General features: G+C 57.4%; 17 protein-coding genes and 1 tRNA gene. 14 read left to right on the top strand and 4 right to left on the bottom strand.

The window, feature by feature from the left end:
* The first annotated feature begins 6 nt into the window (after window positions 1-6).
* Window positions 7-885, top strand: coding sequence for a glutathione-dependent disulfide-bond oxidoreductase (gene yghU, locus ACTRWH_RS19225; protein WP_228210749.1), 879 nt, complete (start codon window positions 7-9; stop codon window positions 883-885).
* On the top strand, window positions 885-2,468 hold the full coding sequence (locus ACTRWH_RS19220; RefSeq protein WP_228210748.1) for a PQQ-dependent sugar dehydrogenase: 1,584 nt from the start codon (window positions 885-887) through the stop codon (window positions 2,466-2,468). Before yghU ends, ACTRWH_RS19220 begins: the two co-directional genes overlap by 1 nt.
* 31 nt (window positions 2,469-2,499) lie before the next feature.
* Here ACTRWH_RS19220 and ACTRWH_RS19215 read toward each other — a convergent pair whose 3' ends face one another.
* On the bottom strand, window positions 2,500-2,748 hold the full coding sequence (locus ACTRWH_RS19215) for a thiamine-binding protein (RefSeq protein ID WP_036206861.1): 249 nt from the start codon (window positions 2,746-2,748) through the stop codon (window positions 2,500-2,502).
* Between the two features lie 25 nt (window positions 2,749-2,773).
* Complete coding sequence (ggt, locus tag ACTRWH_RS19210) at window positions 2,774-4,537, bottom strand: gamma-glutamyltransferase (protein WP_462826750.1); 1,764 nt, start codon at window positions 4,535-4,537, stop codon at window positions 2,774-2,776.
* 108 nt (window positions 4,538-4,645) lie between these two features.
* On the opposite strand from ggt, the gene purU reads away from it, so the two are divergent.
* The 12 genes from purU (at window position 4,646) to pyrF (ending at window position 19,091) form a co-directional block, all read left to right on the top strand.
* Complete coding sequence (gene purU / locus ACTRWH_RS19205) at window positions 4,646-5,500, top strand: formyltetrahydrofolate deformylase (protein WP_300496742.1); 855 nt, start codon at window positions 4,646-4,648, stop codon at window positions 5,498-5,500.
* Between the two features lie 127 nt (window positions 5,501-5,627).
* Window positions 5,628-8,255, top strand: a complete 2,628-nt coding sequence (gene gyrA, locus ACTRWH_RS19200; protein WP_292046214.1) for a DNA gyrase subunit A — start codon at window positions 5,628-5,630, stop codon at window positions 8,253-8,255.
* Window positions 8,256-8,297: 42 nt separating this feature from the next.
* Window positions 8,298-9,380: a 3-phosphoserine/phosphohydroxythreonine transaminase gene (gene serC / locus ACTRWH_RS19195; RefSeq protein WP_462826749.1), complete on the top strand. Its 1,083-nt coding sequence runs from the start codon at window positions 8,298-8,300 to the stop codon at window positions 9,378-9,380.
* A 2-nt stretch (window positions 9,381-9,382) separates the two neighbouring features.
* Complete coding sequence (pheA, locus tag ACTRWH_RS19190; protein WP_462826748.1) at window positions 9,383-10,480, top strand: prephenate dehydratase; 1,098 nt, start codon at window positions 9,383-9,385, stop codon at window positions 10,478-10,480.
* Window positions 10,481-10,510: 30 nt separating this feature from the next.
* Window positions 10,511-11,638, top strand: coding sequence for a histidinol-phosphate transaminase (hisC, locus tag ACTRWH_RS19185; protein WP_462826747.1), 1,128 nt, complete (start codon window positions 10,511-10,513; stop codon window positions 11,636-11,638).
* On the top strand, window positions 11,604-13,868 hold the full coding sequence (locus ACTRWH_RS19180) for a bifunctional prephenate dehydrogenase/3-phosphoshikimate 1-carboxyvinyltransferase (protein WP_462826746.1): 2,265 nt from the start codon (window positions 11,604-11,606) through the stop codon (window positions 13,866-13,868). The genes hisC and ACTRWH_RS19180 overlap by 35 nt, the downstream gene beginning before the upstream one ends.
* Window positions 13,868-14,548 carry a (d)CMP kinase gene (cmk, locus tag ACTRWH_RS19175; protein ID WP_292046205.1) on the top strand — a complete coding sequence of 227 codons (681 nt, stop codon included), beginning with the start codon at window positions 13,868-13,870 and terminating at the stop codon, window positions 14,546-14,548. The genes ACTRWH_RS19180 and cmk overlap by 1 nt, the downstream gene beginning before the upstream one ends.
* Window positions 14,549-14,679: 131 nt before the next feature.
* The gene (rpsA, locus tag ACTRWH_RS19170; RefSeq protein WP_007154692.1) at window positions 14,680-16,374 is read left to right on the top strand and encodes a 30S ribosomal protein S1; all 1,695 of its coding nucleotides are present in this window, start codon (window positions 14,680-14,682) and stop codon (window positions 16,372-16,374) included.
* Window positions 16,375-16,506: 132 nt separating this feature from the next.
* Window positions 16,507-16,803, top strand: a complete 297-nt coding sequence (locus tag ACTRWH_RS19165) for an integration host factor subunit beta (protein WP_007154691.1) — start codon at window positions 16,507-16,509, stop codon at window positions 16,801-16,803.
* Window positions 16,804-16,874: 71 nt separating this feature from the next.
* On the top strand, window positions 16,875-17,177 hold the full coding sequence (locus ACTRWH_RS19160) for a LapA family protein (RefSeq protein ID WP_300496763.1): 303 nt from the start codon (window positions 16,875-16,877) through the stop codon (window positions 17,175-17,177).
* Window positions 17,177-18,346 (top strand): lipopolysaccharide assembly protein LapB, encoded by a 1,170-nt coding sequence (lapB, locus tag ACTRWH_RS19155; protein ID WP_462826745.1) that lies wholly within the window; start codon window positions 17,177-17,179, stop codon window positions 18,344-18,346. The genes ACTRWH_RS19160 and lapB overlap by 1 nt, the downstream gene beginning before the upstream one ends.
* Before the next feature lie 34 nt (window positions 18,347-18,380).
* Window positions 18,381-19,091 (top strand): orotidine-5'-phosphate decarboxylase, encoded by a 711-nt coding sequence (pyrF, locus tag ACTRWH_RS19150; protein ID WP_462826744.1) that lies wholly within the window; start codon window positions 18,381-18,383, stop codon window positions 19,089-19,091.
* 433 nt (window positions 19,092-19,524) lie between these two features.
* On the opposite strand, the gene ACTRWH_RS19145 is transcribed toward pyrF, so the two are convergent.
* Both ACTRWH_RS19145 and ACTRWH_RS19140 read right to left on the bottom strand, forming a co-directional pair.
* Window positions 19,525-19,600 (bottom strand) — tRNA-Asn (locus tag ACTRWH_RS19145).
* 69 nt (window positions 19,601-19,669) lie between these two features.
* Window positions 19,670-20,854, bottom strand: coding sequence for an aminotransferase class I/II-fold pyridoxal phosphate-dependent enzyme (locus tag ACTRWH_RS19140; protein WP_462826743.1), 1,185 nt, complete (start codon window positions 20,852-20,854; stop codon window positions 19,670-19,672).
* Between the last annotated feature and the right edge of the window lie 63 nt (window positions 20,855-20,917).

Raw genomic sequence — 20,917 nt, 5'->3', positions numbered from 1 at the left:
GAATGAATGACCGATGACACCTACACGCCACCGAGAGTCTGGAAATGGGATGCCGAGAGCGGCGGAGCCTTCTCGCAGATCAATCGCCCCATCGCCGGACCCACTCACGAGAAAGAATTGCCGGTAGGGGAGCACCCGTTCCAGGTCTACTCACTGGCGACCCCGAATGGCGTGAAGGCCACGATCATGTTCGAGGAACTGTTGGCCAAGGGCATCAAGGAAGCGGAATACGATGCCTGGCTGATCCGCATCACCGAGGGGGAACAGTTTGGCAGTGGTTTCGTGAACGCGAACCCGAATTCCAAGATACCGGCGATGATGGACCACACCCACACGCCGGCCGTCCGCGTGTTTGAATCCGGCTCCATCCTGCTTTACCTCGCTGAGAAGTTTGGCGAGTTCCTGCCGATGGACATTGTGGCGCGCACGGAAACCATGAACTGGTTGTTCTGGCAAATGGGCAGTGCGCCGTTCCTGGGCGGTGGGTTTGGCCATTTCTACGCCTACGCACCGGAAAAATACGAGTACCCGATCAACCGCTACACCATGGAAGTGAAGCGCCAGTTGGACGTGCTGGATCGGCAACTGGCCGACAATCGCTACATTGCGGGCGACGAATACACCATCGCAGATATGGCGATCTGGCCCTGGTACGGCGCACTGGTGAAAAACAAGGTGTATGAAGCGGCGGAATTCCTGGAAGCGCATACCTACAAGAACGTGGTGCGTTGGGCCGATGAGATCGCAGAACGCCCGGCGGTCAAGCGTGGATTGATGGTAAACCGCACCTGGGGCGAGGAGAGCAGGCAGTTGCATGAACGCCACGACGCCAGTGACTTCGAACTGCGCACTCAGGACAAGCTGGAGCCTTCCGGAGAGAAGTAATGGCAGCATTGGTTGGCTGGAGGAGAGTGGTGCTGGCATTCATCGTCGCGTTGATCGTGGGCTCCGTGCTGGGCAGCCTTGTGCAAACCCAGTTCAATCTCCAGGCGCTGGAAGGCCTGGGGGTTGAAATCAGTATGGCGACCCGTTTGCAAACTACAGTTCAGGATCTTCTGAACTTTGCCCCTTTGTACGCCATCCTCTTTGGGCTCAGTTTCCTGTTCTCTCAGGGTGCTGCGTCTCTTGTGGCCCGGCTGGCTGGTCAATCAGGCCGTTTGTGGCTGTGCCCGCTTGCCGCGGCTGTGGGATTGTGGGCGACCTTGCGGATTGTGGATGCATTGGCGCCCATGCCTACGTTGATCGCTGCCACGCGAGATATGGGTGGACTGTTGGCCATGCTGGCAACGGCTGCTCTCTCTGGTTTGTTGTTTGCCGTTCTGGTTTCCCGGTTGCCCCGTAAAAATGGCAATGCCTCGGCAGTGCCTGTTGCGATGCTTCTGATGGTTGCCGGGGCGGTTCTGCCTGAATCTGATGCCGTAGCGGATGAGGTGCCAGGCTATGCGATTGAAACCGTGGCCAGTGGCCTCGAACACCCCTGGTCAATGGCGTTCCTGCCCGATGGGCGAATGCTGGTTACTGAAAGGCCGGGTCGGTTGCGAATGCTGACGGCTAACGGCGACCTGATGCCGGAACCGCTGGATGGTGTGCCGGAGGTTTTCGCATCCGGCCAGGCAGGGCTGTTTGATGTGCTTCCCGCCAGGGACTTCGAGGAGAGCCGACAGATTTACCTGAGTTATGCCTGTGGCACCATGGATGCCAATCACACCTGCCTGGCCAGGGGGCAACTGGGAGAGCAGGGCCTGGAGAATGTGAGCGAACTATTCCGGGTACAACCGGCCAAGAAGGGCAGCGCTCATTATGGAGGGCGGATGGTATGGCTGCCGGATGATACGCTGGTGTTAACCCTCGGAGACGGTTTCGACTACCGCGAGCAGGCCCAGCGCCGTCAAAACCACATTGGCAGTATTGTGCGCCTTAACCCGGATGGCAGCGTTCCGGACGACAACCCTTTTGCAGGGCACGACACCTACCAGGGTGAAATCTACAGCTATGGTCATCGCAATGTGCAGGGGCTGGCCTACGACAGCGAACAGGGCCGGCTGATTGCTCATGAACACGGGCCCCGGGGTGGTGATGAGATCAACGTCATTCGCCCGGGCGCCAACTACGGTTGGCCGGTCACCACCCATGGGCTGGACTATACCGGTGCGCGGGTAACCCCGTTCGAGGAGCGTGAGGGTGTCGAGGCGCCGCTGCTGCACTGGACGCCATCCATCGCCCCATCGGGCATGACCGTTTACACCGGCGATCTGTTTCCTCAGTGGCAGGGTGATCTGCTGGTTGGCGGACTGGTGACCCGGCAAGTGCATCGTGTCCGGTTGGCGGGTGGCGAGGCAACGGAAGTGGGAACCCTGTTCGGTGAGCTGGGCGAACGCATCAGGGCCGTCGTAACGGGCCCTGACGGTTCGGTTTATCTGTTAACGGATAATGCTGACGGACGTGTTTTGAAAGTTACACCAGACTAGAGCGAGTGTCTGGGCCTGGCTCAAAAGCGCCCTAGCGTGGCCGGCGATCACCTTCCATGATCTTGGCCACAAACACCGCTTTACCGTACTCCTCGAACGACCATTTCATGGTGTCTGAGAGCACGCGCATTACCTCGTCGTACTCACCGAACATTTCGGTGCTCATGCGGCCCGGAAAGATCTCCAGCCCTGTTTTTTCAAGCCGCTCGATAACGGCACGAATGGGCGGCTTGTAGTCATCGGTGAGTGGGTAGCAGCTCAGTTGAACGGATAAAAACATAATGCCTCCCGGGGCTGTGTGCCCCTCAATAGCCCATGGCTGAAGATGTGCTGCGGCGCGGGTCTGCACCGCCGTAGAGGGTTCCTTCAGTATCGATCAGTATGCTCTGGATGGCGCCCATGGCACTTTTTGTCACCACCTTGTGCCCCTTTTCCTCCAGCAGCCTCACGGTATCCGGGCTGATGCCCTGTTCAATGCGGATCTCGTCTGGCAACCATTGGTGGTGAATCCTTGGGGCACTCACCGCAGACTGAATGTTCATGCCATGATCAATCACATTCAGCAGCACCTGCAAGGTTGTCGTGATAATTCGGGACCCGCCGGGGCTTCCCGTAACCAGATAGTTGCGACCATCGCGCCTGACAATGGTCGGCGACATGGAGCTCAGCATACGCTTGCCGGGTTCCACCTTATTGGCTTCGCCACCAATCAGTCCATAGGCGTTGGGTTCGCCGGGTTTGGCACTGAAGTCGTCCATTTCGTTGTTCAAAAGGAACCCCGCCCCGTCAACGGTGATGCCGGACCCGTAGCTGAAATTAATGGTGTAAGTATTGGAAACTGCGTTGCCCCAGCGGTCGACAACGGAGAAGTGGGTGGTTTCCGGGCTTTCATAGGCCTCAGGGTTACCGGCACTGATCTCGGTCGAAGGCCGGGCTTCGGCCGGATCAATGGTTTTACGCAATGCTTCGGCGTAGGCCTTGCTCGTCAGGCCCTCTAGTGGTACCTCCACGAAGTCGGTGTCTCCAAGGTATTCCGCACGGTCAGCGTAGGCGAGCTTCATGGCTTCGGCCATGTGGTGAATACCGGCGGCGGAGTTATGACCGAACTCGGCCAGCGGGTAGCCTTCAAGAATGTTCAAAATCTGCACAATGTGAGTGCCACCAGAGGAGGGCGGTGACATGGAATAGATGTCATGTCCGCGGTAGGTGCCATGAACCGGCTGGCGAATTGTGGGCTGGTAGTTCTTCAGGTCCTGAAGGGTGATCAGGCCGTCGTGGCGTTCCATTTCCTGGACGATGAGTTGCGCGGTTTCGCCCTGATAGAAGCCATCGATGCCTTGATCGGCAATGCGCTGAAGGGTGTCGGCAAGCTCCGGTTGCCGAAATTGCTCGCCTGGCTGCCACGGAGAGCCGTCCTCTTTATAGAAGGTTTCGAGAGTTGCCGGCCAGCGCTGCAGTCGTTCCCGCGCCTGTTCCAGGCCCTCGGTGAAGCGTGCGGGTACAATAAAGCCTTCCCGCGCCAGTTTGATCGCCGGGGCCAGGGCCTGTTCCAGCGACAGCGTACCGTGGCGCTCAAGGGCCAGCGCAAGGCCGGCGACGGTGCCGGGCACGCCGGATGCTTTGTGGGTAAAGCGGCTGCGATTCTCGACCAGGTTACCATCATCGTCCTGGAACATGGTTTCGGTGGCAGCAGCCGGTGCTTTCTCCCGATAGTCGATGGCCTCCACCGCGTCGCCGTTGCCCGGCGCGAAAAGCATAAATCCGCCACCGCCGATGTTGCCGGAGCGCGGCTGGGTGACCGCCAGCGCGAATCCCGCCGTAACGGCAGCATCCATCGCATTGCCGCCGTTCTTCAGTACGTTCAATGCGACTTCCGTTGCCAGGGTGTGGCTGGTGGCCACCATGCCGTTACTGGCTTGCACCGGGTGGTGGCGTTCTCCCTCTAGAATGGCCTCTGCAGTCACCGGCTGTAGAGGTAGGGGCAGCGCCAGGGTGATCATCATTCTCGCGGCCAGTGAGCGGCCCGCGAGGGCTTTTCGGGTACGTACCTGTAGGGGGAGTCTATCCATGTTTCTGTGCCTCGTTTCTGGTGCTCAGATAAGCTATCATAGCCGGTCATTTTTGAGGGTGTGAAGTCGCGCGCCCGTGATCCCGGATCAGATTAAGGAAAGGCTTCCATGGAGCATACCTATCGTCTTGTGATTTCCTGCCCGGACCGGGTGGGGATCGTTGCCAAGGTCAGTAACTTTCTGTCGACCTACAATGGCTGGATTACAGAGGCGAGCCACCATTCCGACACCCAGACCGGGTGGTTCTTCATGCGGCATGAAATCAAGGCCAGTTCGATCCCCTTTGGCCTGGACCAGTTCCGCACGGCCTTTGAGCCGATTGCCCGCGAGTTCAATATGAACTGGCACATTGCTGATTCGGCCCGGCCCAAGAAAGTGATCCTGATGTGCAGCAAGGAATCCCACTGCGTGGCGGACCTGCTCCATCGCTGGCACAGCCGGGAAATCAACGCTGAGATCGTAGCGGTTATTTCCAATCACGAAGACCTCCGGCGCATGGTGGAGTGGCATGAAATACCCTACCACTATATTCCGGTGAATCAGAACAATCGCGATGAAGCCTTCGGCGAAGTGGATGGTTTGATCGAAGGGTACGACGCTGATGTGGTTGTTCTAGCCCGATACATGCAGATACTGCCTGCGGACCTGTGTGAAAAGTACGCAGGCAAAGTTATCAATATCCACCACAGCTTTTTGCCATCCTTTGCCGGCGCTCGGCCATATCACCAGGCGTACAGCCGGGGTGTGAAGTTGATAGGCGCCACCTGCCACTACGTAACGCAGGATCTGGACGAAGGCCCCATTATCGAACAGGAGGTAATTCGCATCAGCCATAGCGACTCCATTGAGGATATGGTGCGTCTGGGCAAGGACGTGGAGAAGAATGCCCTGTCCCGGGGGCTGCGGGCGCACATTGAAGACCGTGTGATCGCCTACGAAAACAAGACTGTGGTTTTTGACTGACGGCCACTGCCATATCCCCCGCTAAGGGGTTGAATGTGGTAGTATTGGCCGCTTGTTAAAGAATAACTATGGGGCGCTGTGAAGGGCCCTGAAACGACTTCCAGCAAATGCAAAGGAACCTTTCTCGATGGGTGAGTTAGCCAAAGAGATCCTGCCGGTAAATATTGAAGACGAGCTCAAACAGTCCTATCTCGATTACGCCATGAGCGTCATCGTCGGGCGGGCACTTCCAGACGTGCGCGACGGCCTTAAGCCAGTGCATCGCCGCGTACTGTTCGCCATGTCCGAACTCAACAACGACTGGAATAAGGCCTACAAGAAATCCGCCCGTGTAGTGGGTGACGTCATCGGTAAGTACCACCCCCACGGTGACTCGGCGGTCTACGACACTATTGTTCGTATGGCCCAGCCGTTTTCCCTGCGGTACCCACTGGTGGATGGTCAGGGTAACTTTGGCTCCATCGACGGCGACAACGCGGCTGCCATGCGTTATACCGAGATCCGCATGGAGAAGATTGCCCACTCCCTGCTGGCGGATCTGGACAAGGAAACCGTGGATTTCGTGGCCAACTACGATGGCACCGAACAGATTCCGGACGTACTGCCCACGCGGATTCCCAACTTGCTGGTAAACGGTTCCTCGGGCATTGCCGTGGGTATGGCCACCAATATTCCGCCCCACAATCTGACGGAAGTCGTTAACGGCTGTCTCGCTCTGATCGACAACCCCGACATGACCGTTGACGATCTCATGGAACACATCCCGGGGCCGGACTTCCCCACCCAGGGCATCATCAACGGTCGTGCTGGGATTGTGGAAGCCTACCGTACCGGCCGGGGGCGCATCTATATCCGCGCCCGCCATGAAATTGAGCACGACAAGAAGACCAACCGTGACGCCATCATCATCAACGAGTTGCCGTACCAGCTGAACAAGGCACGGCTGATCGAAAAGATTGCGGAACTGGTTAAAGAGAAGCGTCTGGAAGGTATTTCCGAGCTGCGGGATGAGTCCAACAAGGAAGGCATCCGGGTGGTGATTGAGCTGCGTCGAGGTGAGAACCCGGACGTTATCGTCAACAACCTCTTTGCCCATACCCAGCTTCAGACCGTTTTCGGCATTAACATGGTCGCCCTGATCAACGGCGAGCCGAAGATCCTGAACCTCAAGGAAATGCTGGACGCGTTTGTCCGGCATCGCCGCGAAGTGGTTACCCGCCGTACCATCTACGAACTGCGCAAAGCCCGCGAACGTGGCCATATTCTGGAAGGCCTTACGGTCGCATTGGCGAACATTGATGAAATCATCGCGCTGATCAAGGCGTCTCCGGCGGCGGCCGAGGCAAAAGAAAAGCTGATGGCCCAGGGGTGGGCGCCGGGTGATGTTCTGGCGATGCTTGAGCGGGCGGGTGAAGATGCCTGCCGCCCTGACGACCTGCCGGAGATTTTTGGCCTGCGCAATGGCCTGTACCATCTGTCGCCAGAGCAGGCCCAGGCGATCCTGGACCTGCGTCTGCACCGCCTGACCGGTCTTGAGACCGAAAAGCTACAGAACGAGTACAAGGACATTCTCGAGAAGATCGCCGACCTGTTGGAAATCCTGGGCGATCCGGACCGCCTGATGCAGGTGATCCGAGAGGAATTGGAAGCTGTGGTGAGCGAGTTTGGCGATAACCGTCTGACCGAAATCACCAGCTCCAAACGGGACCTGACCATCGCCGATCTGATCGACGAAGAAGACCTGGTGGTGACCATCTCCCACGGTGGTTACGCCAAGACCCAGGCAGTCGAAGACTATCAGGCACAGCGCCGTGGTGGTCGTGGCAAGGCCGCCACGTCGATGAAAGACGAAGATTTTGTCGAGAAACTGTTGGTAGCGAACTCCCACGACACCATTCTCTGCTTCTCCAACCGGGGCAAGGTGTACTGGTTGCGGGTATTCGAGATTCCCCGGGCAAGCCGCGCATCCCGCGGTCGCCCAATGGTCAACATCCTGCCGCTGGAAGACGGGGAGCGTATTACCACCTTCCTGCCGGTTCGTGACTATCCGGAAGATCAGTACGTGCTGATGGCCACCTCGGCTGGTGTGGTCAAGAAAACGCCGTTGCCAAATTTCTCCCGTCCGCGCAGCAATGGCCTGATTGCCCTGTCGCTGGACGAGGGTGACACCCTGATTGGTACGGCCATCACCAAGGGCGATGCGGAAGTCATGCTGTTCTCCTCGGCGGGCAAGGCCGTTCGCTTCAACGAGGAGGCGGTACGTCCGATGAGCCGTACGGCCCGAGGTGTGCGTGGCATCAGAATGCCGGAAGGGCATCACGTTGTGTCGCTGATCATTCCGCAGGAAGACGCGGTTCTGCTGACGGCGAGTGAAAACGGCTACGGTAAACGCACCACCTTCGACGAGTTTCCGACCTACAGCCGGGGCAGCCAGGGCGTTATTGCCATGCAGTGTTCCGAGCGTAACGGTAATCTGGTCACGGCGTTGCAGCTGTTTGAAGGCGACGAGATGATGCTGATCTCGGACAAGGGCACGCTTGTGCGTACCCGCACCGACGAAGTATCGGTTCTGAGCCGGAACACCCAGGGTGTTCGCCTGATCAAGCTGAGCCAGGAAGACGAGCGCCTTGTGGGTGTTGAGCGTATTGCCGAAACCGATGCCGAAGAGGTCGACGGTGAAGAAGCGCCTGCTGCACAGGATGGCGGTAGCTCGGACAACGCAGGTGATGCAGGCGAGAGTGCCGGCGAGGAATAAGCCGGCATCCTATATTGGCAGGATTTGAGAGATCACAGGATCATGAGCAGGGCGTATAATTTTTGTGCAGGCCCGGCAACCTTGCCGGAGCCCGTTTTGCAGCAGGCACGGGAAGAGATGCTGGACTGGCGCGGCACCGGCATGTCCGTGATGGAAATGAGCCATCGCAGTGACGAGTTCGTGGAAATCGCCGAAACAGCCGAGAAAGACCTTCGGGAATTGGCCGGCGTTTCAGATGATTACGCCGTACTCTTCATGCAGGGTGGTGCTTCCAGCCAGTTCTCGACCATTCCCTTGAACCTGCTTGGCGACAAGGCGTCTGCGGACTACGTGAACACGGGTATCTGGTCGAAGAAAGCCATCGCCGAGGCCAGCCGTTATGGCAAGGTCAATGTTGTGGCAAGCAGCGAATCGAATGGCTTTGCCAGCATTCCCGATCAGGAAGCCTGGGCTACGGATGCCAACGCGGCTTACCTGCATTACACGCCCAATGAAACCATTGGTGGGTTGGAGTTCGATTTTGTGCCGGAGAGCGGTTCTGTGCCGTTGGTGGCGGATATGTCGTCCACCATGCTGTCACGCCCACTGGATGTCTCGAAGTTCGGCCTGATCTATGCCGGCGCGCAGAAGAACATCGGTCCATCCGGCCTGGTGGTCGTCATCATCCGCAAGGATCTGCTGGGCAAGGCGCTCAAGGTCACGCCGACGATGATGAACTATCAGGTGATTGCAGATAATGACTCCATGTACAACACGCCCGCCACGTACTCCTGGTATCTGGCAGGCCTGGTGTTCAAATGGCTGAAAGAGCAGGGCGGTGTTGCAGCCATGGGCGAGGTCAATCGTCGTAAGGCCAGTAAACTTTACGGTTTTATTGATGAGAACGATTTCTACGCTAACCCGATCACACCGCGCTTCCGCTCGTGGATGAATATACCATTCACCCTGGCGGACGACGCGCTCAATAGCGCCTTCCTGAAAGGCGCGAACGAGAGGGGATTGTTGAATCTCAAGGGCCACCGTTCCGTAGGTGGCATGCGGGCCAGTGTCTACAACGCCATGCCAGAAGCCGGTGTCGATGCGTTGATTGACTACATGACCGTGTTTGCGAAGGAGTGGGGCTGATCATGAGTGATGAGCAGGCCCGTCTCGGGCAGTTGAGGAACGATATCGATCGCTTGGATCAGGAGATCATGGACCTGATCAGCAAGCGCGCGGAATGTGCCCAGGAAGTGGCTCGCGTGAAAATGGAAGCCAACCCGGATGAGGATGTATTCTTCTACCGTCCGGAACGCGAAGCCCAGGTATTGCGCCGTATAAAGGAGCGCAACCCTGGCCCGTTGTCCGGCGAGGAAATGGCTCGATTGTTTCGGGAGATCATGTCCGCTTGCCTGGCGCTGGAAAAACCGATGCACATCGCTTTCCTCGGGCCGATTGGTACTTTTACCCAGGCAGCGGCGCTAAAGCACTTCGGACACTCTGTGGTCAGCGTGCCTTTGCCCGCCATCGATGCGGTGTTCCGTGAAGTGGAATCCGGCGCGGCCCACTATGGCGTGGTCCCAGTGGAAAACTCCACGGAAGGCATGATCAACCATACCCTTGACATGTTTATGTCCTCGCCACTGAAGATCTGCGGCGAAGTCCAGTTGCGGATCCATCACCACCTGATGGTATCGCCAAAGCACCAAGGGCAGGACATTGTTCGCATCTATTCCCATCAACAGTCATTCGCTCAATGCCGGCAGTGGCTGGATACCCACCGCTATGGTATCGAGCGGGTCACGGTCAGTAGTAATGCTGAAGCCGCAAGGCGGGCAGCGGAAGAGCCGGGCACGGCCGCGATCGCAGGGGACATGGCGGCAGAACTCTATGGTCTGGAGATGCTGGCGGCCAGCATCGAAGACCGACCGGACAACACCACCCGGTTCCTGATCATCGGCCGCGAGGAAGTGCCGGCGAGTGGCAACGATAAATCGTCCATTCTGGTGTCCATGCGGAATAAGCCTGGCGCTTTGTATCAATTGCTGGAGCCGTTCCACAAACACGGTCTGAGCCTGACCCGTATCGAAACCCGCCCATCGCCCAGCGGTACCTGGGCCTACGTGTTCTACATCGATTTTGAAGGCCATGTGGACGATGCACAGGTCAGCAAGGTGCTGTCAGAAATCGATGAAGAGGCGGTCGAACTGAAGCGCCTGGGGTCCTATCCCATTGGGGTTCTGTGACAGAAACGCAAATGGCTGAGGAAGGTCGAAATGTCGATTGATTACCAAAGTCTGGCGGTCAAAGGCGTGCAGGCGCTATCCCCCTACCAGCCGGGCAAGCCGATTGATGAACTGGCCAGGGAGCTGGGCCTGAAGCCTGAAAATATCATCAAGTTGGCCAGCAACGAAAACCCTCTTGGGCCCAGCCCAAAGGCGCTGGCGGCGGTGAAGGGCGCTCTGGGCGAGCTTTGCCGCTATCCTGATGGCAATGGGTTTGATCTTAAGCAGGCGTTGTCTGCCCGGTACGGCGTGGCGCCCTCGCAGATTACCCTTGGCAACGGTTCCAACGATGTGCTGGAAGTGATCACTCGGTGCTTTGCAGATGCTTCCTCGGAAGTGGTGTTCTCCCAGTACGCCTTTGCGGTATACCCGCTTGTTACCCAGGCGATCGGTGCCAAAGGCGTGTCGGTACCTGCCAGGGACTACGGCCACGACCTTGATGCCATGGTGGAAGCGATAACAGATCGCACCGCGCTGGTGTTTGTGGCCAACCCCAACAACCCCACGGGCACGGTTCATGGTGCCGAGGCGATCGAGTCGTTCCTGGCCCGTATTCCCTCCAGGGTTGTGGTGGTTCTGGATGAAGCCTACTGCGAATACCTGCAGGGGGAGGGCTATGTGGATGGCCTGTCGTTGCTCAAGCGCTACCCGAACCTGATCGTTACCAGGACGTTCTCCAAGGCTTGGGGGCTGGCATCGCTGCGGGCTGGCTACAGCGTAAGTTCTCCGGAGATTGCCAATATTCTCAACCGAGTACGTCAGCCTTTTAATGTAGATTCTATGGCCTTGGTGGCCGCGACGGCTGTGTTGAGCGATGAAGACTACCTGCGGCGCTCGTGTGAAGTGAATGCAGCCGGGATGAAACAGCTTGAGTCTGCATTTAACGAAATAGGGCTCAAATACATTCCGTCTGCCGGCAATTTTATTGCCGTGGATGTGGGCGATCAGGCGGCTGGCATTAATCAGTCGTTACTGGAGCAGGGCGTGATTGTCAGGCCGATTGGTGGCTACGGCCTGCCCAGGCACCTGCGGGTGTCGGTCGGCTTGCCCGAAGAAAATGCGCGGTTTATCGAGGCTTTGGCCCATGCACTGGATACGTCCGCAGGATGGGGAGAGTAACGTGCGCGAGGTTCAGCCACTGTTTCAGCGTGTTGCTGTCATTGGCCTTGGCCTGATCGGTGGTTCTCTGGCCAGGGCGATCCGCGACAATGGCCTCGCGGTTACCGTTGTGGGTGCTGACAAGCGCGCGGACGAATTGGCGCTTGGCACCGAGTTGGGCATTATTGATGAAGCTGCCGGTTCGGTTGCAGAGGCAGTGGCCGGCAGCGATCTTGTAGTGCTGGCGGTGCCGGTCAGGGCAACTCGGGCAGTGCTGGCGGAAATCAAACCCCATCTTGGCGAAAACGCCGTGTTAACGGACGTCGGCAGCACCAAGACCAGTTTTGTTAACGATGTGCGAGAGGTGTTTGGCGATCTACCCGCGAAAGTGATACCAGGTCATCCCATCGCCGGTTCCGAAAAAAGCGGCATTCGCGCGGCCAACCCCGACTTGTTTGCCAATCACAAGGTTATACTCACGCCGGCGGAGAATGTTGGTCAGCCCGACCTGGAGAAGCTCAGGGCATTGTGGGAAGGCTGTGGTGCAACGGTTCTGACCATGTCGGTGGCCTATCACGACGAGGTGTTGGCCGCCACCAGTCATCTTCCTCATCTTATTGCTTTCTCGCTAGTGGATACCCTGGCGGGCGAGGACGAGAATCTGGATATTTTCCGCTACGCAGCCGGCGGCTTCCGGGACTTCACTCGAATAGCAGCGAGCGACCCGGTGATGTGGCACGATATTTTTCTCTCAAACCGGGATGCGGTGTTGCGGGTAATTGATCATTTTACCCACGATCTGGATCAGCTTCGTACCGCCATCGCCGATCAGGACAGTGCAACTCTGTTGCGGGTTTTCAGTCGCGCCAAGGCGGCGCGGGAACATTTTTCAAAGATGCTTTCAGGACAGGCTTACGTGACAAAAAACAGTCAGAAACAGGTAACGTTCCGTCTTCAACCTGGCGGCCGGATTTCCGGCGAGATACGCGTGCCGGGCGATAAGTCCATTTCCCATCGATCCATCATGCTGGGCGCCCTTGCCGACGGTATCACGGAGGTGAAGGGCTTCCTCGAAGGAGAGGATAGCCTGGCGACCCTGCAGGCGTTCCGCGATATGGGCGTGACCATTGAAGGGCCGGACGAAGGCTTTGTGCGCATTCACGGCGTTGGTATCAACGGGCTCCAAGCGCCGCGCGGCCCTTTGTACCTGGGTAATTCAGGTACCGCCATGCGCCTGTTTTCCGGTTTGCTGGCGGCGCAACCGTTTGACTCCGAACTCACCGGTGATGAAAGTCTGTCCAAGCGTCCAATGGGGCGTGTGGCGGATCCTTTGAGAGCCATGGGTGCGGTGATTGATACCGCCGAGGGCGGGCGGCCGCCTTTGAAAATCCGAGGTGGGCACGCGCTAACCGGTATCCATTATGAAATGCCGGTGGCCAGCGCCCAGGTGAAATCCTGCCTGCTACTCGCCGGTCTCTATGCCGAGGGCGTAACCTCCGTTACCGAGCCAGCTCCTACCCGGGATCACACTGAACGCATGTTGGAAGGCTTTGGTTATCACGTGCATCGAGATACCGCGACGGCCAGTGTGACCGGTGGCGGCTCGTTGACCGCCACCGCCATAGACGTACCTGCGGATATCTCTTCGTCAGCGTTTTTCCTCGTTGCGGCGAGTATCGCCCCGGATTCCGACTTGACCATCCGCCACGTTGGCATGAACCCGACGAGGGTTGGGGTGATTAATATTCTGCGCATGATGGGGGCCAATATAGAGGTCCTCGAAGAGCGCGTGATTGGTGGGGAGCCGGTCGCTGATCTTCGCGTCCGTTCCGCCGAACTCAAGGGTATCGACATCCCCGAGGATCAGGTTCCGCTGGCAATCGATGAATTCCCCGTGCTGTTCATTGCCGCAGTCTGCGCCGAGGGTAGAACTGTTCTGCGCGGCGCCGAGGAGCTCCGCGTCAAGGAAAGTGATCGCATTCAGGTGATGGCTGACGGCTTGACCGCGCTCGGAGTGGAAACCACCGTGACTCCAGACGGTATTATCATTGATGGTGGGCAGACGATGACCGCCGGAACCGTGAACAGCCACGGGGACCACCGTATTGCCATGGCGTTCTCCGTCGCCTCCCTGCGGGCAGAAGGGGATATCGAGGTCACCGATTGTGCCAATGTGTCCACCTCATTTCCGGGCTTTGTGGAGCTGGCGAAGCAGACAGGCATCAATATTGCCGCCGAAGGGGCTGAATAATGGCTGAAGGCAAGGCTCCGGTTATTACCGTGGATGGCCCTGGCGGCTCCGGTAAGGGCACCATTACCCAGATGCTCGCCCGCCGGCTGGGGTGGCACCTGCTGGATAGCGGTGCGCTTTATCGCCTCACCGCGCTGGCGGCAGAGCGACAGGGCGTGTCCCTGGATGACGAGCCGTCCCTGGTAAACGTCGCCGCCAACCTCGATGTGGCGTTTGAGCCAACGCCTCCAGGTGAGCCGGCAAAGGTGCTGATGGCTGGTGTTGACGTCACCGCAAATATACGTACAGAGACCTGTGGCGATAATGCATCGAAAGTGGCTGTCATGCAGCCGGTGCGCGACGCGCTGTTGCAGCGCCAGCGCGATTTCCAGAAGCCTCCCGGGCTGGTTGCGGACGGCCGTGACATGGGAACGGTGGTGTTTCCGGATGCGCCGGTGAAGATCTTCCTGACAGCCAGTGCCGAAGAGCGTGCGCAAAGACGCTACAGCCAGTTGAAGGACGCCGGGGTCGATGTTAATATTGACGCCCTTTTAAAGGAGATACGGGTGCGCGATGAGCGGGATATGAACCGCGCCGCCGCCCCGCTCAAGCCTGCAGACGATGCGCAAGTCATTGATTCGACGGGGTTGAGTATAGAAGAGGTGCTAGTCAGGGTTATGGCCGCAGCAGGCCAGGCCTGACTACACCTTTTTGTTGTTGAAATTCCGGATTCGGCGTTATCGGCCAGCCACTGGCTGGATCCGGATTGAAACTAACAGACCGTGTTGCTGGTAGCACGGAGTAAACTTGCGTTGATCACATAGGACACATAATGAGCGAGAGCTTTGCGGATCTTTTTGAAGAAAGCCTAAAAGAAATTGACATGCAACCAGGTTCCATCGTCCAGGGAACCGTTGTAGACGTCGATAACGACTGGGTCACCGTTAACGCCGGACTGAAGTCCGAAGGTGTTATCCCCGCCTCCCAGTTCCTCAATGAAAAAGGCGAGTTGGAAGTTGCTATCGGCGACGTTGTTGACGTAGCTCTCGACGCTGTGGAAGACGGCTTCGGTGAAACCCGTCTGTCCCGTGAAAAAGCCAAGCGCGCAGAAGCCTGGAAGGTGCTCGAGAAGTCCTTCGAAGCTGAAGAAGTGGTTAAGGGTGTTATCAATGGCAAGGTCAAGGGTGGCTTCACCGTGGATCTGGCCGGCATCCGTGCCTTCCTGCCAGGCTCACTGGTAGATGTTCGTCCGGTTCGCGATACCGCGCACCTGGAGAACAAGGAACTCGAATTCAAGGTTATCAAGCTCGACCAGAAGCGTAACAACGTGGTTGTTTCCCGCCGCGCCGTTCTGGAAGCTGAAAACAGTGCCGAGCGTGAAGCTCTGCTCGAAACCCTGACTGAAGGTCTGGAAATCAAGGGTATCGTCAAGAACCTGACCGACTACGGCGCATTCGTAGATCTGGGCGGTGTTGACGGCCTGCTGCACATCACCGATATGGCTTGGAAGCGCATCAAGCATCCGAGCGAAATCGTCAATGTCGGCGACGAGATCAACGTCAAGGTTCTGAAGTTTGATCGTGAGCGCAACCGCGTATCACTGGGTCTGAAGCAGTTGGGCGAAGATCCCTGGGTGGATATCAAGGGTCGTTATCCGGAAGGTACCAAGGTTACTGCACGTGTAACCAACCTGACCGACTACGGCTGCTTCGCTGAGCTGGAAGAAGGCGTTGAAGGCCTGGTTCACGTGTCCGAAATGGACTGGACCAACAAGAACATTCATCCCTCCAAAGTCGTTCAGGTAGGCGACGAAGTGGGCGTGATGATTCTGGATATCGACGAAGAGCGTCGTCGTATTTCTCTGGGTATCAAGCAATGTGTTGCTAACCCGTGGGAAGATTTCTCCAGCAAGTTCAACAAAGGCGACCGTATCTCCGGCAAGATCAAGTCAATCACTGACTTCGGTATCTTCATCGGCCTGGACGGCGGTATCGATGGTCTGGTTCACCTGTCTGACATCAGCTGGAACGAGACTGGCGAAGAAGCCGTTCGTGAATACAAGAAGGGCGACGAAGTTGAAACCGTCATCCTGTCTGTTGATCCCGAGCGTGAGCGCATCTCCCTGGGCATCAAGCAGCTGGAAAGCGATCCGTTCGCCGAGTTTGTACAGCTGAACGACAAGGGCTCCATCGTTAAGGGCACGGTATCTGCGGTTGATGCAAAAGCCGCTACCATTACTCTGAACGACGAAGTTGAAGCGGTCCTGAAAGCCTCTGAAATCAGCCGTGACCGTGTTGAAGATGCACGCAACGCGCTGAACGAAGGCGACGAAGTTGAAGCGAAGATCATCAGCATCGACCGCAAGAACCGCGTCATCAACCTGTCTGTGAAGTCCAAGGACGTTGAAGACGACAAGCAGGCGCTGGAAGGTGTTCGCGCCAAAGCGGCCGAATCTTCCTCTGGTGCGACCACCATCGGTGATCTCATCAAAGAGCAGATGCAGCAGCAAAACGCCAACAAGGAATAACATTTCCGGTTGGTATGAAAAAAACGGGCTCTAAGAGCCCGTTTTTTTTGTGTTTTTTTCTGGTTTGGCTAAACTAGAGGCAAGGAGCTGGTAACCGGCTATCCGATAATAATGTAAAGAGGGATGAGCCCAATGACGAAATCTGAACTGGTAGAGCTGATTGCGTCCAAGCAGACGCAGCTTTCAGTGAAGGATGTGGAACTGGCTGTGAAAACGATTATCGAACACATGTCCCAATCACTGGCGGATGGCCAGCGAATCGAGATCCGGGGTTTTGGTAGTTTCTCATTGCACCATCGCGCAGCCAGAACCGGGCGTAATCCGAAAACCGGGGAAGCCGTGCAATTACCTGCCAAATTTGTTCCGCACTTCAAGCCAGGCAAGGAGTTGCGGGAGCAGGTAAACGATAGCCTTAAAAAGGGCTTCTGATTACCCTCTTGGGGAAAGACGTTAACCAGGTCCTGAGATAAACAACCAGGTCCGTGTGGAGCATTGCGACTATGGCCGGATTTCAGAAGGTCCTTCTCATTCTGCTGGTATTGGTTCTGGTTCTGGTAGCACTTGTTTTCTCCCTGAATAATCAGATGGCAGTCTCCCTCAATTTTCTGCTCTTTGAGACTCAGCCTCACGGTGTTGCCGTCTGGATTATCCTGTCTTTTGTGATCGGCGCTTTGATCGGAGTTCTGATTACCATGCTCGCAACCGTTCGCACATCGGTTTCCCGCCGTAACCTCGAAAAACGACTTGCTCGTACCGAGCAGGCATTGGAGAAATCCAGGGCCCAGAACGACCGGACGCTTTAATGGATATAGTGCTTCAATGGCTGCTGTTAACGGTTGCGGTGGCCGCCGGCTGGTTTGTCGGGCGGATGGGCAGTACCAGGGAACGCTCCAAAACGCCCATCTCCGATGAGGAATCCGTCAAGGATCGTCTGCAATTCCTGTTCACCAACTATTCCGATCAGGCGGTTGAGAACTTCGTTCAGTCCCTGGCTGTGAACAAGGAAACGGTGGGCCTGCACCTATCCATCGGCGCCCATTTTCGCCACAAGGGCGAGACCGATCGTGCCATCCTGATTCACCAGAACCTCCTCGCCCGTCCGGAGCTGCCCCCGCGATACTCTCAACAGGTCACCTACGAGCTGGCCATTGACTACCTGAACGCAGGCCTTCTGGACAGAGCAGAAGCATTGCTTCATCAACTGATGGGCGACAGGGAATACGGCCGTAAGTCTTCATTACAACTGATTGAGCTGTATCAGCAGGAAAAGGAATGGGGTAAGGCAGGGCAGGTCGCCCGTACATTGACGACCGGCGACCACGATGCACGCATGTACAAAATGCTGGCCTATATAACCTGCGAGCAGGCTGAGAATGCCCTCAAGCACGACGACCGCTGGATGGCACAAAAGCTATCCAAGGAAGCGCTGGAGTACGATCGTTCCTGTGTCCGGGCCACGTTTATCATGATGAAGTTGCTCATTCGCCAGGGTAGCTACCGGGACGCTGCCAGCCAAAGCCTGAAAGTCTTCGATCAGAATCCTGAGTTTGGCTCCGAGGCGGTGGACAGGCTGATGAAGCTTGAGAGGGAACACGGCGATGTGGGTCGTCTGGTCAAAAAGCTTGGCAAGTTCTACGAAGCCTGGCCGAGCACAAGCTTGCTGCTGGCGCTGGTTGAATCCGTGGAGCGCACGTCCGGTCGCATGGCTGCAATCGAGTTGCTGCGCCGGGAACTGGAAGTCCGCCCCAGCGTCCGCGGTTTGCTGCGCCTGGTGGAGTTGGCGGGCTATGAAAAGGGCATGACGACGGACGAAGGCCGCCTGGTCAGCCGCATTGGCCACCTGATACTCGCCAACCGCCCGGTATACCGATGTGTAAACTGCGGTTTCTCCGGACAGCAGTTGCATTGGCTATGCCCCAGCTGCAAGCAGTGGGAAACCGTTCGCCCAATCCAGGGCGTGGAAGCTGAATAAACCCGAAAACACGACATTCTGCAGGAAACTGACCGTGCAAACCCCCGATAGTCCCCGAATCATCGTTGCCCTCGATTTCCCCTCTGATCAGCCCGCGTTGGCTCTGGTTGATCAACTGGACCCCGCGAAATGTCGCCTTAAAGTCGGCAAGGAGCTGTTTACCCGTTCAGGGCCGACTCTGGTTCGTGACCTGCAGAACCGCGGCTTCGACGTTTTCCTGGACCTGAAATTCCACGATATCCCGAACACAACGTCCGCTGCGGTAGCGGCCGCGGCGGACCTGGGTGTCTGGATGGTGAACGTACATGCCTCTGGCGGCGAGAAGATGATGACCGCCTGTCGTGACCGTCTGGAAAGCTTTCGCAAAGACAGGCCGTTGCTGATCGCCGTTACCGTGCTGACCAGCATGGGGCCGGAGGATCTTGCCGGTATCGGCATCACGGATTCCCCGGAAGCCCAAGTATCCCGCTTGGCAACCCTGACCCGCAACTGCGGTCTGGACGGCGTCGTCTGCTCCGCACAGGAGGCTCCGGCATTGAAAGCAGAGCAGGGCAAGGATTTCAAACTGGTCACCCCGGGCATCCGTCCTCTCTCAGCAGACCGAGGTGACCAGCAACGCATCATGACCCCTACAGATGCCCTCAAAGCTGGTTCCGACTATCTGGTCATCGGTCGCCCGATTACCCAGGCTGCTGATCCTCTGGCTGCGTTGGAGTCTATTCACTCTGAGGTGACTGGGTTCTGACTTGGGTTTCTGCTCTGGTCCTGTTCTAGCCTGATGGTGTGGTGCTTCGGTGCGGTGGGGCCTCCCTCTCGAAAACCGCTACGAGCACATCCATGTGCGCTTGGGCTCCGCCATCCATGGCTCCGCACATTTTCGAGAGGAAGGCCCCACCGCACCGGTTCAAAGTTTTCAGATATCGCCGCGAAAGCTGGATTCGGCTTTTCTAATAACTTAAAGGCTCAATCAGGCGAGGTAGGGATTCCTTCCCAAAAAATGTGCGGAGCCATGGATGGCGGAGCCCAAGCGCACACGGACGTGCTTGTAGCGTTTTTTTGGGAAGGAATCCCTACCTTGCCGTGGCACCGTTACAGACAGGCTAGGGCCCAAGGACAGCTTCAAAGTACCGAAAACAAAAAAGCCGCTAATCCAGAGGACTAGCGGCTTTTCGGAATAGTGGCTCCCCGAGCTGGGCTCGAACCAGCGACAAACGGATTAACAGTCCGTTGCTCTACCAACTGAGCTATCGGGGAACGTCGTCATGTGACGAGGCGCGTATATTAAGGTTACCCCAACGCCTCGTCAACCCCTTGCCAGGATTTTTAGCCCAGCGCTTTCTGCAAACGCTCAATGGCTTGCTTCAGCGTATCAAGGCTGGTGGCGAAGCTCAGGCGCATATGGCCCGGCGCACCGAAAGCGGAGCCTGGCACCAGGGCCACGCCGGCTTCCTTCAACAGCTTCTCGGCAAACTCCACATCATTGCTGACGTCAGAATCGGCGTCAATGGCTGCCTGGAAACTCGGGAACACATAGAAAGTCCCGTCACCGTGCAGGCATTCAACACCGGGCAGGGCGTTCAGGGCTTCCACCAGGTAGTCATGACGTTCCTTGAAGGCGGTGACCATTTCCTGCACACAGTCCTGAGGGCCATCCAGAGCTGCGGCTGCAGCCGCCTGGGAGATCGAGGCCGGGTTGGACGTGCTTTGGGACTGAATCTTCTTCATTGCGCCGATGATTTTTGCCGGGCCTGCTGCGTAGCCGATACGCCAGCCGGTCATGGAGTAGGCCTTGGACACACCGTTGAGCACGAAAGTGCGATCATACAGCTCCGGTGTGGCGTTCAGGATGTTGCAGAACGGCTGGCCGGTCCACAGGATCGGCTCATACATGTCGTCGGTGGCGATCATGATCTGCGGATGCTTCTTCAACACCTCGCCAATCGCCTTCAGCTCGTCCAGGCTGTAAGCCATGCCACTGGGGTTGGACGGGCTGTTGATCACGAACAGGCGGGTACGATCGGTGATGGCGCTTTCCAACTGCTCCGGGGTGATCTTGAAGCGGGTATCGGCGCCGGTTTCGATGATCACCGGCTTGCCTTCAGCCACCAGCACCATGTCCGGGTAAGATACCCAGTACGGCGCAGGAATAATGGCTTCGTCGCCCTTGTTCAGTGTGGCCAGCGCGAGGTTGAAAAAGCTCTGCTTGCCACCACCACTTACCAGGATCTGGTTGGCTTCGTATTCCAGGCCGTTGTCCCGTTTGAACTTCGCAATGATCGCCTTTTTCAGTGCGGGCGTACCATCCACGGCGGTGTACTTGGTCTGGCCGTTGTTGATGGCTTCGATGGCCGCCTGTTTGATGTGATCCGGGGTATCGAAGTCCGGCTCGCCGGCACCCAGGCCAATAATGTCCTGGCCAGCAGCGCGTAGTTCCGCTGCCTTGTTGGTGACTGCGAGGGTGGGAGAGGGCTTGATTGCCTGTACTCGGCTGGAAAGTTGAAGGTCCAAACTTGCGCTCCTTAAAGCTGCGTCTGATAGGGCTCCGGCGGCTTCGGGGTAGTGGTTTTCACC

The sequence above is a fragment of the Marinobacter sp. G5_S1_61_S3 genome (assembly GCF_054968585.1).
The sequence above is the reverse complement of the archived record's forward strand: the minus strand, read 5'-3'. Positions and strand labels throughout refer to the sequence as shown.